The sequence below is a fragment of the Mycobacterium sp. NGS63 genome, assembly GCF_059812295.1.
In genome coordinates, this window is sequence record NZ_JCALCJ010000003.1 from 489,135 (window position 1) to 509,337 (window position 20,203).

Annotated in this window: 19 protein-coding genes and 1 pseudogene; 13 read left to right on the forward strand and 7 right to left on the reverse strand. The window is 67.7% G+C overall.

Annotated features, from left to right (window positions below; genetic code table 11):
* Positions 1 to 8: 8 nt before the first annotated feature.
* The 3 genes from AC5Y4Z_RS09330 to AC5Y4Z_RS09340 all read right to left on the reverse strand — a co-directional run bounded on the left by AC5Y4Z_RS09330 (position 9) and on the right by AC5Y4Z_RS09340 (position 3,392).
* The gene (locus AC5Y4Z_RS09330; RefSeq protein WP_499962862.1) at positions 9 to 965 is read right to left on the reverse strand and encodes a dipeptidase; all 957 of its coding nucleotides are present in this window, start codon (positions 963 to 965) and stop codon (positions 9 to 11) included.
* A gap of 118 nt (positions 966 to 1,083) precedes the next feature.
* Positions 1,084 to 2,700, reverse strand: a complete 1,617-nt coding sequence (locus AC5Y4Z_RS09335) for an FAD-binding protein (protein ID WP_499962864.1) — start codon at positions 2,698 to 2,700, stop codon at positions 1,084 to 1,086.
* Positions 2,701 to 2,714: 14 nt separating this feature from the next.
* Positions 2,715 to 3,392 (reverse strand): IclR family transcriptional regulator, encoded by a 678-nt coding sequence (locus AC5Y4Z_RS09340; RefSeq protein ID WP_499962866.1) that lies wholly within the window; start codon positions 3,390 to 3,392, stop codon positions 2,715 to 2,717.
* Positions 3,393 to 3,495: 103 nt separating this feature from the next.
* Here AC5Y4Z_RS09340 and AC5Y4Z_RS09345 point away from each other — a divergent pair, with 103 nt between their 5' ends.
* The 8 genes and pseudogenes from AC5Y4Z_RS09345 (at position 3,496) to AC5Y4Z_RS09380 (ending at position 12,643) form a co-directional block, all read left to right on the forward strand.
* Positions 3,496 to 4,359 (forward strand): alpha/beta fold hydrolase, encoded by an 864-nt coding sequence (locus AC5Y4Z_RS09345; protein WP_499962868.1) that lies wholly within the window; start codon positions 3,496 to 3,498, stop codon positions 4,357 to 4,359.
* On the forward strand, positions 4,359 to 6,062 hold the full coding sequence (locus tag AC5Y4Z_RS09350; protein WP_499963310.1) for a bifunctional 3-(3-hydroxy-phenyl)propionate/3-hydroxycinnamic acid hydroxylase: 1,704 nt from the start codon (positions 4,359 to 4,361) through the stop codon (positions 6,060 to 6,062). Before AC5Y4Z_RS09345 ends, AC5Y4Z_RS09350 begins: the two co-directional genes overlap by 1 nt.
* Positions 6,010 to 6,927 (forward strand): 3-carboxyethylcatechol 2,3-dioxygenase, encoded by a 918-nt coding sequence (locus AC5Y4Z_RS09355; RefSeq protein WP_499962870.1) that lies wholly within the window; start codon positions 6,010 to 6,012, stop codon positions 6,925 to 6,927. The genes AC5Y4Z_RS09350 and AC5Y4Z_RS09355 overlap by 53 nt, the downstream gene beginning before the upstream one ends.
* Positions 6,924 to 8,652, forward strand: a pseudogene (locus AC5Y4Z_RS09360) (FAD-binding protein). The gene AC5Y4Z_RS09355 and the pseudogene AC5Y4Z_RS09360 overlap by 4 nt, the downstream one beginning before the upstream one ends.
* A 2-nt stretch (positions 8,653 to 8,654) precedes the next feature.
* The gene (locus AC5Y4Z_RS09365) at positions 8,655 to 9,974 is read left to right on the forward strand and encodes an LLM class flavin-dependent oxidoreductase (protein WP_499962872.1); all 1,320 of its coding nucleotides are present in this window, start codon (positions 8,655 to 8,657) and stop codon (positions 9,972 to 9,974) included.
* 31 nt (positions 9,975 to 10,005) lie between these two features.
* On the forward strand, positions 10,006 to 10,833 hold the full coding sequence (locus AC5Y4Z_RS09370; RefSeq protein ID WP_499962874.1) for a coniferyl-alcohol dehydrogenase: 828 nt from the start codon (positions 10,006 to 10,008) through the stop codon (positions 10,831 to 10,833).
* Positions 10,821 to 11,813, forward strand: coding sequence for a cyclase family protein (locus AC5Y4Z_RS09375; RefSeq protein WP_499962876.1), 993 nt, complete (start codon positions 10,821 to 10,823; stop codon positions 11,811 to 11,813). The genes AC5Y4Z_RS09370 and AC5Y4Z_RS09375 overlap by 13 nt, the downstream gene beginning before the upstream one ends.
* Positions 11,813 to 12,643 carry an alpha/beta fold hydrolase gene (locus AC5Y4Z_RS09380; RefSeq protein WP_499962878.1) on the forward strand — a complete coding sequence of 277 codons (831 nt, stop codon included), beginning with the start codon at positions 11,813 to 11,815 and terminating at the stop codon, positions 12,641 to 12,643. Before AC5Y4Z_RS09375 ends, AC5Y4Z_RS09380 begins: the two co-directional genes overlap by 1 nt.
* Here the strand turns inward: AC5Y4Z_RS09380 and AC5Y4Z_RS09385 are convergent.
* Together AC5Y4Z_RS09385 and AC5Y4Z_RS09390 are read right to left on the reverse strand one after the other, a co-directional pair.
* Positions 12,631 to 14,211 (reverse strand): multicopper oxidase family protein, encoded by a 1,581-nt coding sequence (locus AC5Y4Z_RS09385; protein ID WP_499962881.1) that lies wholly within the window; start codon positions 14,209 to 14,211, stop codon positions 12,631 to 12,633. The genes AC5Y4Z_RS09380 and AC5Y4Z_RS09385 overlap by 13 nt on opposite strands.
* A gap of 189 nt (positions 14,212 to 14,400) precedes the next feature.
* The gene (locus AC5Y4Z_RS09390; RefSeq protein WP_499962883.1) at positions 14,401 to 15,156 is read right to left on the reverse strand and encodes an SDR family oxidoreductase; all 756 of its coding nucleotides are present in this window, start codon (positions 15,154 to 15,156) and stop codon (positions 14,401 to 14,403) included.
* Between the two features lie 146 nt (positions 15,157 to 15,302).
* Between AC5Y4Z_RS09390 and AC5Y4Z_RS09395 the strand changes: the two genes are divergently transcribed.
* Positions 15,303 to 16,124 carry an SDR family NAD(P)-dependent oxidoreductase gene (locus tag AC5Y4Z_RS09395; protein WP_499962886.1) on the forward strand — a complete coding sequence of 274 codons (822 nt, stop codon included), beginning with the start codon at positions 15,303 to 15,305 and terminating at the stop codon, positions 16,122 to 16,124.
* On the opposite strand, the gene AC5Y4Z_RS09400 is transcribed toward AC5Y4Z_RS09395, so the two are convergent.
* Positions 16,125 to 16,520: a type II toxin-antitoxin system VapC family toxin gene (locus AC5Y4Z_RS09400; RefSeq protein ID WP_499962888.1), complete on the reverse strand. Its 396-nt coding sequence runs from the start codon at positions 16,518 to 16,520 to the stop codon at positions 16,125 to 16,127.
* Positions 16,507 to 16,752 carry a FitA-like ribbon-helix-helix domain-containing protein gene (locus tag AC5Y4Z_RS09405; protein ID WP_499962891.1) on the reverse strand — a complete coding sequence of 82 codons (246 nt, stop codon included), beginning with the start codon at positions 16,750 to 16,752 and terminating at the stop codon, positions 16,507 to 16,509. Before AC5Y4Z_RS09405 ends, AC5Y4Z_RS09400 begins: the two co-directional genes overlap by 14 nt.
* Before the next feature lie 111 nt (positions 16,753 to 16,863).
* Between AC5Y4Z_RS09405 and AC5Y4Z_RS09410 the strand changes: the two genes are divergently transcribed.
* From AC5Y4Z_RS09410 to AC5Y4Z_RS09425, 4 genes are all read left to right on the forward strand, one after another.
* A complete protein-coding gene (locus AC5Y4Z_RS09410; protein ID WP_499962893.1) occupies positions 16,864 to 17,529 on the forward strand; it encodes a TetR/AcrR family transcriptional regulator in 666 nt (221 codons plus the stop codon).
* An 11-nt stretch (positions 17,530 to 17,540) separates the two neighbouring features.
* Positions 17,541 to 17,735, forward strand: a complete 195-nt coding sequence (locus tag AC5Y4Z_RS09415; protein ID WP_067327441.1) for a ferredoxin — start codon at positions 17,541 to 17,543, stop codon at positions 17,733 to 17,735.
* A 1-nt stretch (position 17,736) separates the two neighbouring features.
* Complete coding sequence (locus AC5Y4Z_RS09420) at positions 17,737 to 18,978, forward strand: cytochrome P450 (protein WP_499962895.1); 1,242 nt, start codon at positions 17,737 to 17,739, stop codon at positions 18,976 to 18,978.
* 160 nt (positions 18,979 to 19,138) lie between these two features.
* Positions 19,139 to 20,200 carry an amidohydrolase family protein gene (locus AC5Y4Z_RS09425; protein ID WP_499963312.1) on the forward strand — a complete coding sequence of 354 codons (1,062 nt, stop codon included), beginning with the start codon at positions 19,139 to 19,141 and terminating at the stop codon, positions 20,198 to 20,200.
* The last annotated feature ends 3 nt before the right edge of the window (positions 20,201 to 20,203 follow it).

A 20,203-nucleotide genomic window follows, 5' to 3' on the forward strand; every position in this document is an offset into this window, starting at 1 on the left:
CGGGCTGATCAGGCGTGCCAGGCCTGCCGGGCGACGCGATGGAAGTTCCCGCCGAGCACGGCTTGGATGTCGGGATTGCTCCAGCCCCGTCGGCGGAGGTGGTCCTCGAGCCCTAGGAAGGTTTCAGGCGGCATCCACTGGATCGGTCCCCAGCGGGTGTAGCTGTCGTCGAACAGGTGGGGGTTGCGCATGAGCTCGTCGTGGAAGTCGGCGAAGTCGAAGGAGAAATCGGTGCTGACGCCGACGTGGTCGACGCCGACGAGCTCGACGGCGTATTCCAGGTGCCGCGCCATCGCCTCCAGGCTCGGAGTGTTGGGCCCCAGGAAGATTCCGACGCCGGTGATTCCGATGACGCCGCCGGTGGCGGCACAGGCGCGGGCCTGGTCGTCGGTGATGTTGCGCGGGTGATCCCACACCGCGCGCATGCAGGAGTGACTGTAAACGACTGGACCGCTAGATATCTCGCACATGTCGAGTCCCGTGCGGGGGCTGCAGTGTGATCCGTCGGGAACGATGCCGACGCGGTTCATCTCGGCAACGATGTCGCGGCCCCAGCCGGTGAGGCCGCCGTCCACCGTATCCAGGCAGCCGCTACCGGCGCGATTGGCATGGTTGTACGTCGGCAGCAGCGTGCGCACGCCGAATCTGGCCAAGGTGGCCAGGTTGTCGAGATCGTCGTCGAGGGGGCCAGAATCTTCCAGGTCGAACGCCACTGCGATGCGGCCGGCACCGGTGATCGCATCGACATCGCTGAGGCCGTCCGCCAACTCCATGTCCGGGTGGGCGTCCACCGCGGCGCGGTAGTGCCGCAGTAGCGTGATCGCGTCGTCGAAGGAGTGCGGCGAATACCCCGCATTGACCGACACAAATGCGCCACCGCCGCGCCGGAATCGCGTTAAAGGATCGACTGGCGCGTCCGGCCGTAGCGGCAGACAGGTGTGTTGGTCCCACAGCAGCAACGGCATACACCCATAGTGCCAACCGTGAGCCTTCACCCGGTGTCCTGGCCGCAAAGTTGACTCTGCGCCTATGGCGGGCCCTACTCGCACTTCTGCTACGTGGGCGCAGAGTCAACTGCCACGACTACTTCAAATCGACCGACTTCCCGGTAGCAGCGGCGTGGCCAGCGCGGTAGCCGAAAACCATTGCGGGGCCGATGGTTCCGCCGGCGCCGCCGTAGGCGCGCCCGGTCGCGCCGGCCATGGCGTTGCCGGCGGCGAACAGGCCCGGTATCGGCTCCCCGTTGACGTGCAGGACGCGGCCGTCGGGATCGGTGCGCGGGCCGCCCTTGGTGCCCATCGCGCCGATGCTTACCGGCACGGCGTAAAACGGCGCGGTGTCGATCGGGCCGAGGGTCTTTCCGGCGAGCGTGGTGGCGCTGTCGTCGCCCCAGTAGCCGTCGTAAGCGCTGGAGCCGCGCCCGAACTCGGGGTCGACGCCGGCCGCCACGTAGCGGTTCCAGTCCTCGACGGTGCGGGCGAGGCCGTCGGCGTGGATGCCGGTCTTGGCGGCCAGCTCGGCGAGGTCCGCCGATTCGCAGAACCAGTCGGGGGCGGGGTGCCCGGGCGCGATGCCGAGAAACCCGTAGCGCTGCAGGTGAACTGAGTCGAAAACGATCCAGCCGCGGTCGTTGACGTACCCTCCGCGGGGATCGAGATAGTGGAACGCGCCGGCCATCGAGTTGTAGTCGCATGCCTCGTTGACGAACCGCCGCCCGGCGGCGTTGACGATGATGCTGCGCGGCCGGGTGCGTTCCAGGCGGACGCTGCGGCTGCGCTGCTTGCCCGCGATGGTGTCGCCCGGGATCTGCACGATCGGTACCCACCAGGCCTCGCCCATGTTGGCCAGGTCCGCGCCGTGCGTCATCGCCATGCGCAGCCCATCGCCGGTGTTGTTCGGCGGCGAGACCGACCCGTGCATGGGGCCGCGCAAAAACGCTTGCACCAGAACGGGATCCCACTCGAAGCCGCCGGTGCCCAGAATGACCCCGCGGCGGGCGCGCACGTCAACCCTTCGGTCCGGCAACGCCACCCGCACCCCGGTGATCTCGCCGCCCTCGGCGACGAGCTGCTCGCCCCGCGCGTTCACCCGCGGCGTCACGCCGGCGTCCAGCAGCCCCTTGAGCAGGCCCGCGATCAGGGCGGTGCCGGCCACGCACAGGTGGCTGGTTCGCTCATCGATCGCCGCGTGCAGGCGGGCCCTGGTTTCGGCGTCGAAACCGACGTTGGACCAATCGGCGGGAAACGACGTGATGCGCGTGCCCCACTCGCCCAATTCCGTCAGGTCGAACGGCGCCGCGCTGAGCGACCTTCCCCCACCCGGCTGCCCGCCCGGCAACTCCGGCTGATAGTCGGGGAAGCCGGTCGCGATCTCGAAGCGCAAACCGCTGTGCGCCTCGACGAAGTCGAGCATCGCGGGCCCGGTCCGCACGAACGTCTCGACCAGGGCCTCGTCCATCGAGCCCAGCGACTGCGCGTGCAGGTAACGCAGGGCGTCGGCGACGGTCAATTCCCCTTCGGGAGAACGGTTGTGGGCGGGGATCCACGCGATGCCGCCGGACACCGCGGTGGTGCCCCCGACGGTCGCGGCCTTCTCGAAGACCTCCACCGAGGCGCCGGCGGCCGCGGCCGTGAGTGCGGCCGTCAGCGCGGCGGCGCCGCTGCCGAGCACGACGACATCGACTTCATGGTCGAAAGGCATGCACGGGTATCCCTTCAGCTCAGTAGTTCGGACAACTGCCGGGCGGCGTTGATGACCGCGTCCTTGCCGCGCATCACGACGTCCTCCCGATGGGAGATGAGGTTGATGCACGTCGGCGGGGACGGCGCCTGGCGGCGGACCCCCACCGCCAGACCGTAGGTGTTGGGTTCGATCTCCCCGTGCGTCACCACCCACCCGCGCTCGCGGGTGCGCGCGACGAGCTCTCGTTCCCCGGGGCGCGGCGGCATGCTCGCGAGCAAGGCGATCCCGGCGGCGCCGCGGTCCAGCGGATACCGGCTGCCTTCATGGAAGGAAAGTTGGTACGCGACATGACTGGGCACGATCACCGCGATCGCCACCTGCTGATCGCCCTCGGCGACGAGCAACGACACGGTGGCGCCGAGCTCGTCGGCCAGCGCGCGCAGCGTCGGCACACTGAGCAGGCGCACGTTGCGGTCGAACGACGCACCCAGCACGGCGAGGCCGGCCGCGGGGCGGTAGCGCCCGTCTTCTCCCTTGGCCACCAACCGGAACTGGGCCAACGTCGACAGCAATCGATAGGCGATGGTGCGGTGCACCCCGACTTGGTCGGCGAGCTGTTGCACGGTCATCCCGGTGGGGGAGTCGGCCACCATTTGCAGCGCCGTGAGCCCCCTGGCCAGCGTCTGAGAACCCGTTCCGGAACCGGTCACAGCCTTGACATACCCGGACGCGAGAGCGAAGCTCTATATATAACGCACATTAGTGTGCGATATTAGCACAACGATTCCACGCGTCTAGGGTCAGAGAGGAACCGTGGCGGAGTTCGAGAGCATCTGGAGCGACCTCCAGGGCGTCGCGTTTGAGCAGGGCTACCTCGAGGCGGGGGGAGTGCGGACGCGTTACCTGCGCGCCGGCGATCCCGGCAAGCCGGTGCTGGTGCTGTTGCACGGGTCCGGCGGCCACGCCGAGGCCTACGTGCGTAACCTGGCCGCGCACGGGGAGCACTTCTGGACGTGGTCAATCGACATGCTCGGGCACGGCTACACCGACAAGCCGGGCCACCCGCTGGAAGTTCGCCACTACGTCGAGCACCTGATGGCCGTGCTGCGCACCATGGGCGTCGACCGCGCCTGTTTGAGCGGCGAGTCGCTCGGGGGCTGGGTCGCCGCGCGCGCGGCCGTCGACCACCCCGACGTGGTCGACCGGCTCGTGCTCAACACCGCCGGTGGGTCCCAGGCCGACCCCGCGGTGATGCAGCGGATCATCACGCTATCCATGGCGGCCGCCGAGGACCCGACCTGGGAAACGGTGCAAGCCCGGATCAAATGGCTGATGGCCGACAAGTCCAAGGACTATGACGACCTGGTCGCCAGCCGCCAGCGGGTATACCGACAGCCGGGGTTTGTCGCGGCCATGCGCGACATTATGGCGTTGCAGCATACCGAGATTCGCGCGCGCAACCTCCTCGGTCCCGACGAATACGGCGCCATCACCGCCCCGACACTGGTGCTGTGGACCAGCGACGACCCCACCGCCGACGTGACCGAAGGCCGCCGGATCGCATCGATGATCCCCGGCGCCCGGTTCGAGCTGATGCCGGGCTGCGGTCACTGGCCGCAGTACGAGGACGCCAAGACCTTCAACCGCCTGCACCTCGATTTTCTGCTGGGCCGGTGATGGACGCCACTGGCCAACCGGCGGACGTCGACGTCGTCGTCGTCGGCGCCGGCCCGGTCGGCCTGACCTTGGCCAATATCCTTGGCCTGCAAGGGGTGCGAACGCTGGTCGTCGACGAACGCGACACCCTGATCGACTACCCGCGCGGCGTGGGACTGGACGACGAGGCGTTGCGCACCTTCCAGTCGATCGGCCTGGTGGACCAAGTGTTGCCGCACACCGTGCCCAATCAGATCCTGCGCTTCGTCGACGCCAAGCGCCGGGTGCTGGCCGAAATGGCGCCGCCCGACGCGCGTTTCGGCTGGCCCAAGCGCAACGGCTTCGTGCAGCCGCTCGTCGACGCCGAATTACTCCGCGGTTTGGACAGGTTCGACCACGTCGAGGTGCGCTGGAACCGTCCGATGGTGTCGTGCGCGCAAGACGACGACGCGGTGACCGTCGAATGCGGCACCGACGGCGACGCCGCCACCGTGCGGGCGCGCTACGTCGTCGGATGCGACGGCGGCCGCAGCATGACTCGCCGCATGATGGGCGTGTCCTTCGACGGGACGACGTCCTCGACGCGCTGGCTGGTGGTCGACATCGCCAACGATCCGCTGGGCCACCCCAACAGCGAGGTCGGCGCCGACCCGGAACGCCCGTACGCGTCGATTTCGATCGCGCACGGAATTCGCCGGTTCGAGTTCATGATTCACGCCGACGAGACCGACGAGCAGGCCGAGGATCCGGCGTTTCTGGAGCGGATGCTGGCACGGATGGTCCCGCATCCCGACCGGGTCGACGTGATCCGGCGCCGGGTCTACACGCACCACTCGCGGATCGCCGGGGCGTTCCGCAGCGGGCGCCTCTTGCTGGCCGGAGACGCGGCTCATCTGATGCCGGTGTGGCAGGGCCAGGGCTACAACAGCGGCATCCGGGACGCCGCCAACCTGGGCTGGAAGCTCGCCGCGGTGGTGTCCGGCCGCGCCGACGACCGCCTGCTGGACACCTATGACATCGAGCGCCGCAAGCACGCGCGGGCGATGATTGACCTTTCCACCATGGTGGGCCGCGTGATCTCACCGACCGACCGCCGCATCGCCACCGCGCGGGATCTGCTCGTGCGGTCGGCGTCAATCGTGCCCTCCCTCAAGCGATATGTGCTGGAAATGCGGTTCAAGCCGATGCCGCGCTACGAGCAGGGCGCCGTCGTGCACGCGTCACCGCGCCGGGCCGAATCGCCGGTGGGCACGCTGTTCATCCAGCCCCGGGTGGACACCCGCACCGAGCGGGACGTGCTGTTGGACGACGTGCTGGGCGACTGGTTCGCCGTGCTGTGCTGGAACAACAACCCGCGCCAGATCCTCGGCGAGGAGGCGTTCGCGAACTGGAAAGCGGTGGGGGCGCGCTTCGTTGCGCTGCGGCCGCTGACGCAGCTGCACTGGCCCGGCCACGACGATCCCGATGTCGTGGTGGTCGGGGACCGCGGCGGCGCCGTCAAGGCCTGGTTCGACACCCATGCGGAGTCGGTGCTGTTCTTGCGGCCCGATCGGTGCATCGCGGGCGCCTGCATCGCCCAGCTGGCACCCGAGCTGAGCGCGTCGGTGCTCGACGCCCTCACCCTCACGCCGGGAGGGGGTGATCGTCAAAGTGTCACTGGCTCTGTGCTGTATGTCGCACAGCCCGCTGCTGAATCTTCCGGGGCCGTCGCGGGACCTGCTTGACGACATCGAAGGCGCGATCGCGCGGGCGCGCGACTTCGTCGAGGATTACGACCCGGAACTCGTCGTCATCTTCTCGCCGGACCATTACAACGGCTTCTTCTACAAGGTGATGCCGCCGTTCTGTATCGGCATGCGCGCCAACGGGGTCGGAGACTACGGCACCCACGCCGGTCCGCTCGACGTTCCCGAGGACCTCGCGGCCGACTGCGCGAAGGCCATCCTCGGTGCCGGTGTCGACGTTGCGGTATCGGCCAGCATGGACGTCGACCACGGCACCGTGCAGCCGCTGGAGAAACTCTTCGGCGACGCCACCGCGCGCCCGGTGATCCCCATTTTCGTCAACGCGATCGGCGTGCCGCTGGGCCCGTTGCATCGTTGCCGCGCACTGGGAACCGCCGTGGGCGCCTATCTGGCCACCCTGGACAAGCGGGTGCTGGTGGTGGGATCCGGCGGGCTCTCGCACAGCCCGCCGGTGCCGACCTTGGCGACGGCGGCCCCCGCCGTGCTGGAGCGGATCGTGCAGGGACAGCCGATGACGATCGACCAGCGGCGGGCCCGGCAGGAGGCCGTCATCGAGGCGGCCAAAAAATTCGCAGCCGGCGACAGTGACCTGCAACCGCTCAATCCCGCGTGGGACCACCGATTCCTGGAGATCATCGACGACGGAAGGCTCGCCGACGTTGACCAGTGGTCGAACGCGTTCGTGGTCTACGAGGGCGGCAGCTCGGCGCACGAAATCAGGCCGTGGGTGGCCGCCTTCGCGGCGCTGGAAGCCGCGGGCCCGTACCGGACGGAGCTGCGCTACTACAAGCCGGCGGCCGAGCTGATTGCCGGCTTCGCCATCCGCGCGGCGGTGCCGAAATGAGCGCCTTCGACCACGAAGTCGACGTGCTCATCGTGGGGTCCGGCGGCGGGGGCATGGCTGCCGCGCTGACGGCCCAGGCATCCGGGCTCGACGTGCTGGTGGTGGAGAAGTCGTCGTATTTCGGCGGTTCCACGGCTCTTTCGGGCGGCGGCATCTGGGTGCCCGGGGCGCCCGCGCAACGCAGGGAGGGCTACACCCCCTCGGCCGAAGGCGTCGTCGAATACCTGCTGAAGATCACCGACGGCCTGGTCAGCGAGGCGCGGATACGGCAGTACGTCGAGTCCGCGCCGCAGATGCTCGAGTTCCTCGAAAACCTCTCGGGATGGTTCGAGTTCGTCTGGAAGCCCGGCTATGCCGACTACTACCCGGAACTGCCGGGCGGCTCCGAACTCGGCAGCACGATCAACGTGCCGCCCATCGACCTGCGCACGCTGGGCGACGACGAACAGCTGCTGCTGAAGCCGCTCGCCCTCGCACCCAGGGGAATCTGGCTGGGCCCCAAGGAGTTGCGCACGTTCTACCGGATCAGGCAGTCGTGGGCCGGCAAAGGCATGCTGCTGAAACTGATCTCGCGGATGGTGCGGGCCAGGGTGTTCGGCGAGCGGATGGCGGCCATCGGGCAGTCGCTGGCGGCGCGGCTGCGGCTGGCCATGAGGGAACGCGGCATCCCCCTGTGGCTGGACTCGCCGATGGAGGAGCTGCTCACCGATGCCGACGGCTCGGTGACCGGCGCGGTGGTGCACAAGGGCGGGAGGCCACGGCGGATCGGCGCGCGCCACGCGGTCATCCTGGCGTCGGGGGGCTTCGACCACGACCTCGCCTGGCGCAAGGAACAGCTGCCCGTGGTCGACCAGGACTGGAGCTTCGGCAACCCGGCCGCCACGGGCGACGGCATCCGCGCGGGCGAAAGGGTGGGCGCCGCAACCGAGTTGCTCGACGAGGCGTGGTGGTTCCCCGCCATCCAATGGCCGGACGGGCGCATGCAATTCATGCTCAACGAACGGATGATGCCCGCGCAATTCGTCGTCAACGGCGACGGGAAGCGCTTCATCAACGAGGCCGCGCCCTACATGGACTTCGGTCACGCCATGATCGACGGCCAGAAGTCCGGCGTCACCCACATCCCGTGTTGGCTCATCACCGACCACAGGTCGTGGAATCGCTACGTCGTCGCCGGTCATCTGCCGATACCGAAAGTCCCCGGGGCACCGGTTCCCACCGGGCGCAAGGTTCCGCAAGCCTGGCTGGAATCGGGCGTGGTCAAGGCGGCAACGGGTTGGGACGAGATGGCGGCCAAGATCGGTGTACCGGCGCGCCAACTCGCCGAAACTGCCCGCCGTTTCGACGAACTCGCGCGCAAGGGCCACGATGACGACTTCAACCGCGGCGATAGCGTCTACGACAACTACTACGGCGATCCGACCCTGCCCAACCCCAACTTGTATCCGCTGGGCGACCCGCCGTACTACGCGTTCCGGATCGTGCTGGGCGATCTCGGTACGTCGGGCGGCCTGCGCACCGACGAACACGCCCGGGTGCTGCGGGCCGACGGCACCGTGGTGCGGGGACTGTACGCGGTGGGCAACACCGCCGCGCCGGTCATGGGCCGCAGCTACGCCGGGGCCGGGGCAACCATCGGCCCGGCCATGACGTTCGGTTTTGTCGCAGCGAAACACGTTGCGGCCCAGACTGCGAAGCAGACCCTTTAGTTCTCATAGGAGGTAACCATGAAGATCTCGCTGTTCTACGAATTCGCCCTACCTCGGCCCTGGGTCCCCGATGACGAGCGGATCCTGTTGCAGGACTGCCTGAACGAGGTCGAGGCCGCGGACAAGGCGGGATTCTCCACCGTCTGGCTCACCGAGCACCACTTCCTCGAGGAATACTGTCATTCCACCGCGCCGGAAATCTTCTTGGCCGCGGCCAGTCAGCGGACCAAGAACATCCGGCTGGGCTTCGGAATCATGCACCTGCCGCCAGCCGTCAACCACCCCGCCCGGGTGGCCGAACGCATCGCTACCCTCGACCTGCTGTCCAACGGACGCGTCGAGTTCGGCACCGGGGAATCCTCCTCCGTCGGTGAGCTCGGTGGATTCAACATCGACCCCGCCGACAAGCGCGCGCAGTGGGAGGAGGCCCTCGAGGTCGCGATCCGGTGCATGATCGAGGAGCCCTTCTCCGGTTTCCAGGGTGACCACATCCAGATGCCGGCCCGCAACGTCATCCCCAAGCCGATGCAAAAGCCGCACCCCCCGGTCTGGGTCGCCTGCACGCGGCCCGCCAGCGTCCAGATGGCGGCCCAAAAGGCCATCGGCGCACTGAGTTTCGCCTACACCGGTCCCGGGCCGCTCACCGAACGGGTCAACGGCTACTACAAGGAGTTCGAGGAGAACGGGGTGCCCGTCACGCCGCGGATCAACCCGAACATCCTGGCCATCGGCGGCGACCTGTCGATGATGGTCGCCAAGAGCGACGACGAAGCACTGAAACGCCTCGGCCAGGGCGGCGGATTCTTCTCGTTCGGGATCATGCACTACTACATGACCGGCGTGCACACCCCCGGCCGGACCGGCGTCTGGAAGCGATATCTCGAAGAGGTCGAGAAGGACCCGACGCTGGCCTACGGCCCCGGGCGCGGCGCAATCGGGTCGCCCGCCACGGTGCGCGAATTCCTGCGCGGCTACGAGGAAAGCGGTGTCGACGAGATCATCCTGCTGCTCAACCCGCGCAGTCACGAGGGCACCATGGAATCGATCGAGCTGATGGGCAAGGAGGTGCTGCCGGAGTTCATCGAACGCGACGAGAAGGCGGTCGCCGACAAGGCCGCCCGGCTGGCGCCCGTCATCGAGAAGGTGGAGGCGCGCCGGCCGCAGTCGACCGCACCGCAGTTCGACGAAAACTACTCGTTCGGTGGCCTACCCACCGGCCGGGGCGGTAAGTTCACCGCCAGTGAGATCCCCGAGGCCATGGCGGAAATCAACGAGGGACGCGTCCAGGCGGCGCAGCGCCTCAAAGAGGAACAGCAGGCCAAAGAGCAGGGTAAGTGACGCCGGAGGCCCTCCCGATTTAGGACGAGCGGTGCGACGATTCGACGAGCTGTGCCGCTACGACGGCCGCCGCGCGGTGGTGACCGGATGCGCGTCGGGCATCGGCGAACACGTGGCGCGGCAACTCGCCGAACTCGGGGCCGACGTCGTCGGGCTGGACAAGTTGCGCCCGGGCTACGAACTCAACGACTTTCACGAGCTCGATCTCGCCGACCCGGCCTCGATCGATCGCGCGGCGGCGTCGATCGACGGTCCGGTCGACGCGCTGTTCAATATCGCCGGCGTCTCGTCCGGAATCGGCAACCCGACTCTGGTCGTCACCATCAACTTTTTGGGAACGCGGCACCTCACCGAGGCGCTGATCCCGAAGATGGCCGCCGGATCGTCCATCGCCAGCGTGTCCTCGCTCGCGGCAGCCGGCTACCGCGAACATCTGCCGGAGGTGGCCCCGCTGCTGAAAACCGCGACGATGCAAGAAGGTATCGACTGGTGCCGCCGGCATCCCGATGCGGTGGGAACCGGCTACCAGCTGTCCAAGGAAGCGATCATCCTCTACACCATGCGCGGCGCCACGCCGCTGGGCGCCCGGGGCATCCGGATCAACTGCACCGGCCCCGGGGTCACCGAGACTCCCATCCTCGACCAGCTGCGCACGGCCTACGGGCAGGGCTTCCTCGACGACATACCCAAGCCGCTGGGCCGCGTCTCGCGGCCCGAAGAGCAGGCCGCGGTCCTATTGTTTCTGAACAGCCCTGCGGCCAGCTACATCTCGGGTCAGGTGCTGTGGGTCGACGGCGGAAACGTGGGCGCGGCGATCGCCCGTGAACTCGAGGAAGGACGGGCTCCGTGGCCAGCTTGACCGACTTTCGGAAGGTCGCACGCGACGTCTCCAACTGGGGGCGGTGGGGCGACGACGACGAGCTCGGCACGCTGAACTTCATCACCGCGGACAAGGTCGCCCAAGCCGCGGGCCTGGTCCGGCACGGCAAGGTGTTCCCGCTCGGCGTGGACTTCGGCGCGTCCGGCCCGCAGGGCGCCTTCGAGTTTCGGCACAACCCCGTGCACGTCATGACCGTGGACGGCGGCGACGTGCACACGCTGGCCAAATACGGCCCGGATTGGGCGCGAAACCCGTTGGCCAAGCAGCTGAGTGGCTACATGACGGCCGACAACCCGTTCCGCTTCAACGACGACATGATCATCATGCCGCTGCAGGCGGCCAGCCAGTGGGACGCCCTGTCGCACGTCTACTACGACGACCGGCTCTACAACGGCTTTCCGGCGGATTCGGTGACCAGCATGGGTGCCTTCCACTGCGGCATCGACAAGGTCGACGTCAAGGGCATCACGTCGCGCGGCGTGCTGCTCGATCTGGTTCGGCACCGCGGCGCGGACGTCTTCCTCGAAGCCGGGAACCCGATCACCCCCGAGGAGCTCGACGACGTCGTTCGCGCGCAGGGCGTGACGGTCGGGTCCGGCGACATCGTGTTGATCCGGACCGGTTGGTGGACAAGGTTTCTGCAGACGGGCAACAAAACCGAGGGCTACTCGGGGCTGGACTGGCGCTGCGCGTCGTGGCTGCACGATCGCGAGGTCGCGGCGGTCGCGGCCGACAACCTGCAGGTCGAAGACCTGGTATCCGCCGTCGAGGGAATAACCTTCCCCCTGCACCTGCTGTGCCTGCGCGACATGGGGATGATCTTCGGCGAGTACTGGGACCTCACCGCGCTGGCGGAGGACTGCGCGGAGGACGGCGTCTACGAGTTCCAGCTCATCGCGCCGCCGCTGAGAGTCGTTGGCGCCGTGGGCTCCCCGGTGAACCCGATCGCGCTCAAGTGATGGGCCTTGAGCGCAAGAGCACGCTGGTCGACGGGCTGACGACCAGTTACCTCGAGGCCGGCGAGGGCGACCCCGTGGTGCTGCTGCACGGCGGCGAGTTCGGCGGCAGCGCCGAACTCGGCTGGGAACGCAACATCGCCGCGCTCGCCACCCGCCACCGGGTGCTGGCGCCGGACCAGCTGGGATTCGGCGAGTCGGCGAAGGTCATCGACTTCGTCGACGGCCGCGGCATGCGGATTCGACACGTGGCGCGGTTCTGCGAGGCGCTCGGCATCGACTCGGCGCACTTCGTCGGCAATTCGATGGGTGCCATCAACCTACTCACCGACATCACATCCGACACCCCGCTGTTGCCGATACGCACCCTGGTGCTGATCTGCGGCGGCGGCGAGATCCAGCAGAACCGGCATTTCGACGCGCTGCAGCAGTACGACGCCACGCTGCCGGGGATGCGGCGCATCGTCGAGGCGCTGTTCCACGATCCGGGCTACCCGGCCGACGAGGACTACGTGGGGCGCCGCTACGCGTCGAGCACCGCGCCCGGCGCGTGGGAAGCGGTGGCGGCGGCGCGTTTTCGCCGCCCCGGCGCGACGGCGTCCGCGACCCCGCCGAGCAGCCGGGCGTACGAGCGCATCGGCGTGCCGACCCTGGTCGTCGAAGGGGGCGAGGACAAGCTCCTTCCCTCCGGCTGGGCCGCATCGATCGCCAAACAGATCGACGGTGGTCGCTCGGTGGTGGTAGACAACGCCGGTCATTGCCCCCAGATCGAGCAGTCGTCGACGGTCAACGAGTTGCTGCTCGACTTTTTCGCGACGGCTCAGAACACGTAGTCCAGCCGGGTCTGCATCCCGGCCTCCTGGTGGTAGGTGTTGTGGCAGTGCAACATCCACAGGCCAGGGTTGTCGGCTACTAGCACCGCGCGCATCCGCTGCTTGGGCAGCACGATGACGGTGTCTTTGCGCGGGCCGAGACCGCCGTCGTCCCTGATCACTTGGAAAGTGTGGCCGTGCAGGTGAATTGGATGGTACATCATCGTCGGATTGTCGAAGGTGATGGTGGGCCGTTCGCCTTGCCGGATATGCAGCGGGTCAGCCTTGCTGCTGTAGGCCTTGCCGTTGATCGTCCAGTTGTATTGCGCCATGTTGCCGCCCAGTACGACGGGCAGGTCGAGGCCCGGCTGCGGGCGACCCAGGTTGACCGGCGTTGTGGCCGTGAACATTTCCACGGTGCCCACCCGCTGGCTGAGCTGGTCCGGCTGAAAATCGGGGTCGGGCGAGCTCCCGGCGGCGGTTGACAGCAGCGCGCGCGCCACGGCGTTCTTGCCTTCCGCAACCGCGACCAGCGGGAAGACGCCGTCGGCGGCGGTAACCATGACGTCGTAGCGCTCGGCCATCCCGATGAGCAGTGCGTCGACCTCAGTGGGCACCACGGGGTAGCCGTCAGTGTGGGTGACCGTCATCGAATGGCCGGCCAGCGCGACGCGAAACGCCGTGTCCGAGCCGGCGTTGATGAAGCGGATCCTGATGCGCTGGCCCGGCTTGGCGTTGAAGGTGGTGGGAGCCGCCGCAATTCGGCCGTTGACCAGGTAGTACGGGTAGTCGATGTCGCCGGCGTCGCCGCCGAGCAGCTCGCTCTTGCCGCCGCCGTTCCCGGACATCCCGGGCATCCCGGACGGCGCAGTGGTCGACGAGGTTGGCGAGCTCGGTGTCGTCGTCGGCGCGGGCATGCTCGACATGCTCGGCTTGTTCGGGCTCGTCAGTTCGTCGTAGAGCTGCTGCGGGCTTTTTCCGGCGCCGTCGGTCCAATCATCGAGGACGACAATCCATTCGGTGTCGTAGTTGCCTTCGGTCGGGTCGTCGACGACGACCGGCAGATACAGACCCATGTCCGCGTCGAGGCCGGTGTGCGGATGGGCCCAATAGGTGCCCGCATTCGGGACGGAGAAGCGGTAGGTGAAGTCTTGGCCCGACGGGATGTTCGGGGTGGCGGGCGCGGCGCCGTCCATGTCGTTGCGCAGTGCTACGCCGTGCCAGTGCACCGACGTCGGATGGTCGAGACGGTTCGAGACGGTGACGACGAGTTCGTCACCGATCTTGGCGCGGATCAGCGGTCCCGGGATGCTGTTGCCGTAGGCCAACGTACGAACCACCGGACCACCGAGGTCGACTTGCGCCTGCTGCGGCGTCAGGCTGGCGGTCACGGTGCGCCCACTGTGCGGCCGGGCCGCCTCGGCCGCCGCGATGGCGGCGGCCAGCTGAGCGGAGACGCCGGATACCTGGGACTTCGATTGGCCGCACGCCGCCAGCGCCATCCCGCCGGCCACTCCGGCGGCCAGGAAGCCGCGCCGGGTGAGACGCGCCCGGTCGAAGGGGGCGCCGCTCGCGGGCTGCACAGGCATTCAACACTCCTCGTCTCCGGTCGGTTCGCCCCCGCGCCTTACACCGTGCAGGGCCGTTCGCCGGATGGCAAGCACCGGCACGGCCAAACATCGCATGGCTATGCATTGCTCGCCGCGGAGGGGATCCGAGATGCCCTCGGGCACAGTGACGTCGACCCGAATCGAGACGGCGCCGTCGAATGCGCGGCGCTACGTGTTCTGCGAGGCCAGCCAATCGTTGAAGCGGGTGGGGTAAATCGTCGGGTCCTCGCCCTCGATCGGAACGATGGTGTGCTCATCGAGCCGCGTGCCGAAGTAGCGGGCGTCGGGGTCACCGACCACTCGGCGTGGATCGCCGGATGCGGCGAGCGCCGCGCGGATGAACTCGTCCATGCCACGCTTTTCGGGGCCGGCGATATTGGTGAAGCCGTTGGTGGGACCGCTGATCGCCGCGCCGGCGACGGCCGTGGCAACGTCCTTGGCGGCGATGGGCTGGAACGCCCCCTGCGGCAGGCGGACCGTGTCGCCCTCGGTGGCCGAATCGGCGATGGCGGTGACGAATTCGAAGAACTGCGTTGCCCGCACGACCGAATAGGGGATCGCCGATTCCTCGATCAACTTCTCCTGGGCAACCTTGGCCCGCATGTAGCCGCTGTCCGGGGCACGGTCGGCACCGACGATCGAGAGCGCGACGTGGTGCCGCACGCCGGCCACGCCCTCGGCGGCGAGCAGGTTCTTGGTCGACGCCGTGAAGAAGTGCAGCACGGGTTCGTCGTCGAACGAAGGCGAGTTGGACACGTCCACCACCGTGTGCACGCCCGCCACCGCTTCGGCGAGGCCTTCGCCGGTGACGCTGTTGACACCCGAGCGCGGTGAGGCCGAAAGGGCCTCGTGCCCCAGCTGCGCCAGATTGGCGATGACCTGCGAGCCAATGAGTCCGGTGCCGCCGACGACCAGAATTTTCACTATCGAGCCTCCCGAATTGTGTGATGACTGGCCATCACAGCATCGTCCCCGGCGCCCCGGCAATGGAACCGGGGTGGAAGACGGCGCGCCCGCCAGCTTAAATCAACTGCTTGACTTAACGCCGCCGCCACCGATTAACTCGTCGTGTGGTCAACGAACTCGCGGGCAAGGTAGCCGTCGTCACCGGCGGTGCGTCCGGTCTGGGCCGCGGCATGGTCGAGAGATTCGTCGCCGAGGGCGCGCGTGTCGTCATCGCCGACGTCGAAACCGATCAGGGTGAAGCCCTCGCGGCGGGACTGGGGGCCGACGCCTGCTTCCGCCGTACCGACGTGTCCGATCCCGAACAGGTGAGCGCGCTGGTGGCGGCGACCGTCGAGAAGTTCGGTGGTTTGCACGTCATCGTGAACAACGCCGGGGTCTCGAGCAAGATGCATCGCCGGTTCTTCGACGACGACCTCGCCGATTTTCACCGCGTCATGGGGGTCAACGTCCTCGGCGTGATGGCGGGCACCCGAGAAGCCGGCCGGCACATGGCCGAACACGGTGGGGGATCGATCATCAACGTGACCTCGATCGGCGGGATCCAGGCCGGCGCCGGCGTGATGACGTACCGCGCATCCAAGGCCGCCGTCATCCAGTTCACCAAGTGCGCGGCAATCGAATTCGCGCACTACGAGATTCGGGTCAATGCCATCGCGCCGGGCAACATCCCCACGCCGATCGTGTCGAAGTCGGCGTTGGACATGGATCCCGAGCAACTCGTGCGGTTCGAGGCGCAGATTCGTCAGACGATGCGCGACGACCGCCCGCTGAAGCGCGAAGGCACGCCCGACGACATCGCCGAGGCGGCACTGTATTTCGCGACCGACCGGTCGCGCTACGTCACCGGGACCGTGCTGCCGGTGGACGGCGGGACCGTCGCCGGCAAGCCGATCCGCCGTCGCAGCGAGTCACGCAACGCTGGCTGATCAGGGTCCGAGAACCTCAATCTGGCAGACCGGCCCATGCGCACGGGCCAGGCGCGCGTCGAGCGTCAGGAGCGTCGCGTCGAAAGCTTCGGCCAATGCCACGTAGAACGCGTCCCAGCCTCGGACCGAGTCGCGCAGCTGCCACGCGCGCTCCAACAGCGGACGGTGGCCGAATCGCTCTCCGGGCCAGTCGCGCAGATCGGCGACCGCCTGCGCGGCGGCTGTGCCGTCCAACTGTCCGCGCAAGTGCTGAGCGCGGATGACGCCCATCACCTCGACGTCGATTACGTGTGGCGCTACCTGGTCGACGTCGGTTGCCAGGCGGGCCGCGATGTCACCCGACCGCGGCGTGTCCGCGACGACTTCAAACAGGCAAGATGCGTCAACGACCAGCATCGGGCCAGTCGCCCCGCCACTCGTCCAATGTCGCCAGCACCTCGGATGTGGATACCGCCGACGGGCGGCGGCCGGTGCGCGCCAGCCACTGTGCAACCGACGGCCGTGCGGCCAACCGGGCAGCCTCCCGGCGCAGCAGCTCGGGAACCGAAATGCCCTCTTCTGCCGCGCGCCGTACCAACGCCGCGTACACCTCGTCGTCGAGGTCCCGGATCTGGACCGTTTTGGGCATAACCGCATCGTATCATGCGTAGATGCAACTCTACATGCGCTATCGATGCCGGCTGTCGGCACTTTAAATCAAGCGCTTGACTTAATGCGAGCACCGCGGTTGACTAGCGGAATGACCACCGCAGGCCGGGCCGTCCGCACCGAGCGGGCCAGCTCCACCCAGGAGGCGATCCTGGTGGCGGCCGAGCGCCTGTATGCCGAGCACGGCATGTTCGCGGTGTCGAATCGGCAGGTCAGCGAGGCCGCCGGGCAGGGCAACAACGCCGCGGTGGGCTACCACTTCGGCACCAAGGCCGACCTGGTGCGCGCCATCGAGCAGAAACACCGGGGCCCCGTCGAGCGGCTTCGCGAACAGATGGTGGCCGAGCTGGTGGACTCCGGCGGTCCCGTCGAGATGCGCGACTGGGTGGCCTGCCTGGTGCGGCCCCTCACCGACCATCTGGCCGACCTGGGTAACCCAACCTGGTATGCGCGCTTCGCGGCGCAGGCGATGACCGATCCGGCGTACTACAACATCATCGTCAAGGGCGCACTGAGCTCCCCGTCGCTGGTTCAGGTCGTCGACGGCATCAACAGCTGCCTGCCCAACCTGCCGGCCGAGGTGCGTTTCGAACGCAACATCATGGCCCGCAACCTGTTGATGCACACCTGCGCCGACCGCGAACGCGCGTTGGTGACGGGTTCATCGATGCACCAATCGTCCTGGCGGGCGGCCGCTTCCGGCCTGATCGACGCGATCGTGGGCCTGTGGCTGGCGCCCGTGACGCCGTACGAGTAGGACGTCTGCAGATGAAAGTGACTGTTGACCAAAACATTTGCGCATCCTCGGGGAACTGCGTCATGAACGCGCCGGAGGTGTTCGACCAGCGCGACGACGACGGTGTGGTCGTCCTGCTCAATCCGAATCCCACGGCCGAGCAGGCCGAGGGCGCGCGCCGCGCGGCGGCGGCGTGCCCCGCCCTGGCCATCCACATCGAGGAATGACATGTCGGAAACGTTGACGAGCATCACCACCACCGAGGCCGAGATCCCCGACTACCCGATGGCCCGGAATGCGGGCTGCCCCTTCGCCCCACCGCCGGACGTCATGGCGCTCGCCGAGGCCAGGCCACTGTCCAGGGTTCGGATCTGGGACGGCAGCACACCGTGGCTGATCACGGGCTACGAGCAAGTGCGCGAGCTGTTTTCGGATTCCCGCGTCAGCGTCGACGACCGGACGCCGGGGTTCCCGCACTGGAACGCCGGCATGTTGTCCACCGTGCACAAGCGGCCGCGGTCGGTCTTCACCTCCGACGGCGAGGAGCACACCCGATTCCGGCGCATGCTGTCCAAGCCCTTCACCTTCAAACGCGTGGAAGCGTTGCGGCCGACCATCCAGCAGCTCACCGACGAGCACATCGACGCGATGCTCGCCGGGCCGCAACCGGCCGATGTCGTCACCGCGCTGGCGCTGCCGGTCCCCTCGCTGGTGATCAGCCAGCTCCTCGGCGTGCCCTACGAAGACGCCGACATGTTCCAGCACCACGCCAACGTCGGGCTGGCGCGCTACGCCACTGGTGAGGACACCGTCAAAGGCGCGATGAGCCTGCACAAGTACCTCGCGCAGCTGGTCGAGGCCAAGATGGAAAACCCCGCTGAGGACGCGGTTTCCGACCTGGCCGAGCGCGTCAAAGCCGGCGAGCTCAGCGTGAAGGAGGCCGCGCAGCTGGGCACCGGGCTGCTGATCGCCGGGCACGAGACCACTTCGAACATGATCGGGCTCGGCGTGCTGGCGTTGCTGGAAAATCCCCACCAATTGGCCGTTATCCGCGACGCCGAAGATCCCAAGATCGTGGCGAACGCGGTCGAGGAGTTGTTGCGCTACCTGAGCATCATCCAGAACGGGCAGCGCCGCGTCGCCCTCGAAGACATCGCCATCGCCGGCGAGGTCATCCGGGCCGGCGAGGGCATCATCATCGACCTGGCGCCCGCCAACTGGGATCGGCACGCCTTCACCGAGCCCGATCGGCTGTACGTGCACCGGTCGGGGGCGGACCGCAACGTCGCGTTCGGCTACGGCCGGCACCAATGCGTCGGGCAGCAGCTGGCGCGCGCGGAGCTGCAAATCGTCTACCGCACGCTGTTCCGCCGCATCCCGACGCTGGCGCTGGCCATCCCGATCGAGGACGTGCCGTTCAAGGACGACCGGTTGGCCTACGGCGTCTACGAACTTCCGGTGACCTGGTAACGCAGGCTGACTACTCTCGAAGAAGCCGATCCCGAATGGAGGGTCAATCATGACGACTCAAGCAAGCACCGTTTCGCTCTATCCGCCGGGAGGCTTTGGCGCGCCGAAGGATCGCCGTGGGCACGCGAGCGGCAGCAACGTGGGACTGCCCGACGGCACCGTGGTCTTCTCCGCGGACAACCACATCTCGCTCGCCGCGGACATCTTCTACGAGCGTTTCCCGGACGAGCTCAAGGAGAAGGCGCCGCGGATCTGGTACGAGGAAGGCGCGTATCAGGTCGGCCGGAAGGGCCAGTCGTTCCTGCCGGGTGACTTCAGCGCGGTGCTGATGCAGTACGACGACCTGCCCGGCGCCGCCAGTACCAACATCGAGGCCCGGATTCAGGAGCTGCACGACGACGGCGTGGACAAGGAACTGGCCTTCCCCAACGCGGTGCTGGCGCTGTTCCACTACCCCGACAAGAAGCTTCGCGAACTCGCGTTCCGCATCTACAACGAGTACATCGCCGAGCTCCAGGAGCGCTCCGACGGCCACTTCTACGGCGCCGGGCTGATCAACTGGTGGGACCCGCAGGGCACGCGGCGCACGCTGGACGAGCTGAAGTCGTTGGGGCTCAAGACGTTCCTGCTGCCGCTGAATCCCGGCAAGGACGACGACGGCAACATCATCGACTACGGCAGCGCCGCGATGAAGCCGGTCTGGGACGAGATCGAGGCCGCCGGACTCCCGATCGCCCACCACATCGGCGAAACCCCGCCGAAGACCCCGTGCCAGTACAACAGCGTGGTGGTCGGCATGATGATCAACATCGACGGCTTCCGCGAACAATTCGCCAAGTACCTGTTCACCGGCATTCTCGACGACCACCCGGGCCTGCGGATCGGCTGGTTCGAGGGCGGGATCTCCTGGGTGCCGTGGGCGCTGCAGGACGCCGAGCACCTAGTCGCCTCCTACCAGCACATGTTCAACCGGCCGCTGGAGCACGACGTGCGCTACTACTGGGACACGCACATGAGCGCCTCGTTCATGGTCGACCCCCTGGGCCTGCAGCTGATCGACAAGATCGGCGTGGACAAGGTGATGTGGTCCAGCGACTACCCGCACAATGAGAGCACGTACGGCTATTCGGAGAAGTCCCTGGCCGCCGTCGTCGAGGCCCTCGGGCCGGCGGACGCGGCACGGGTCGTCAGCGGCAACATCACGGAATTCCTTGGCTTGTGACCA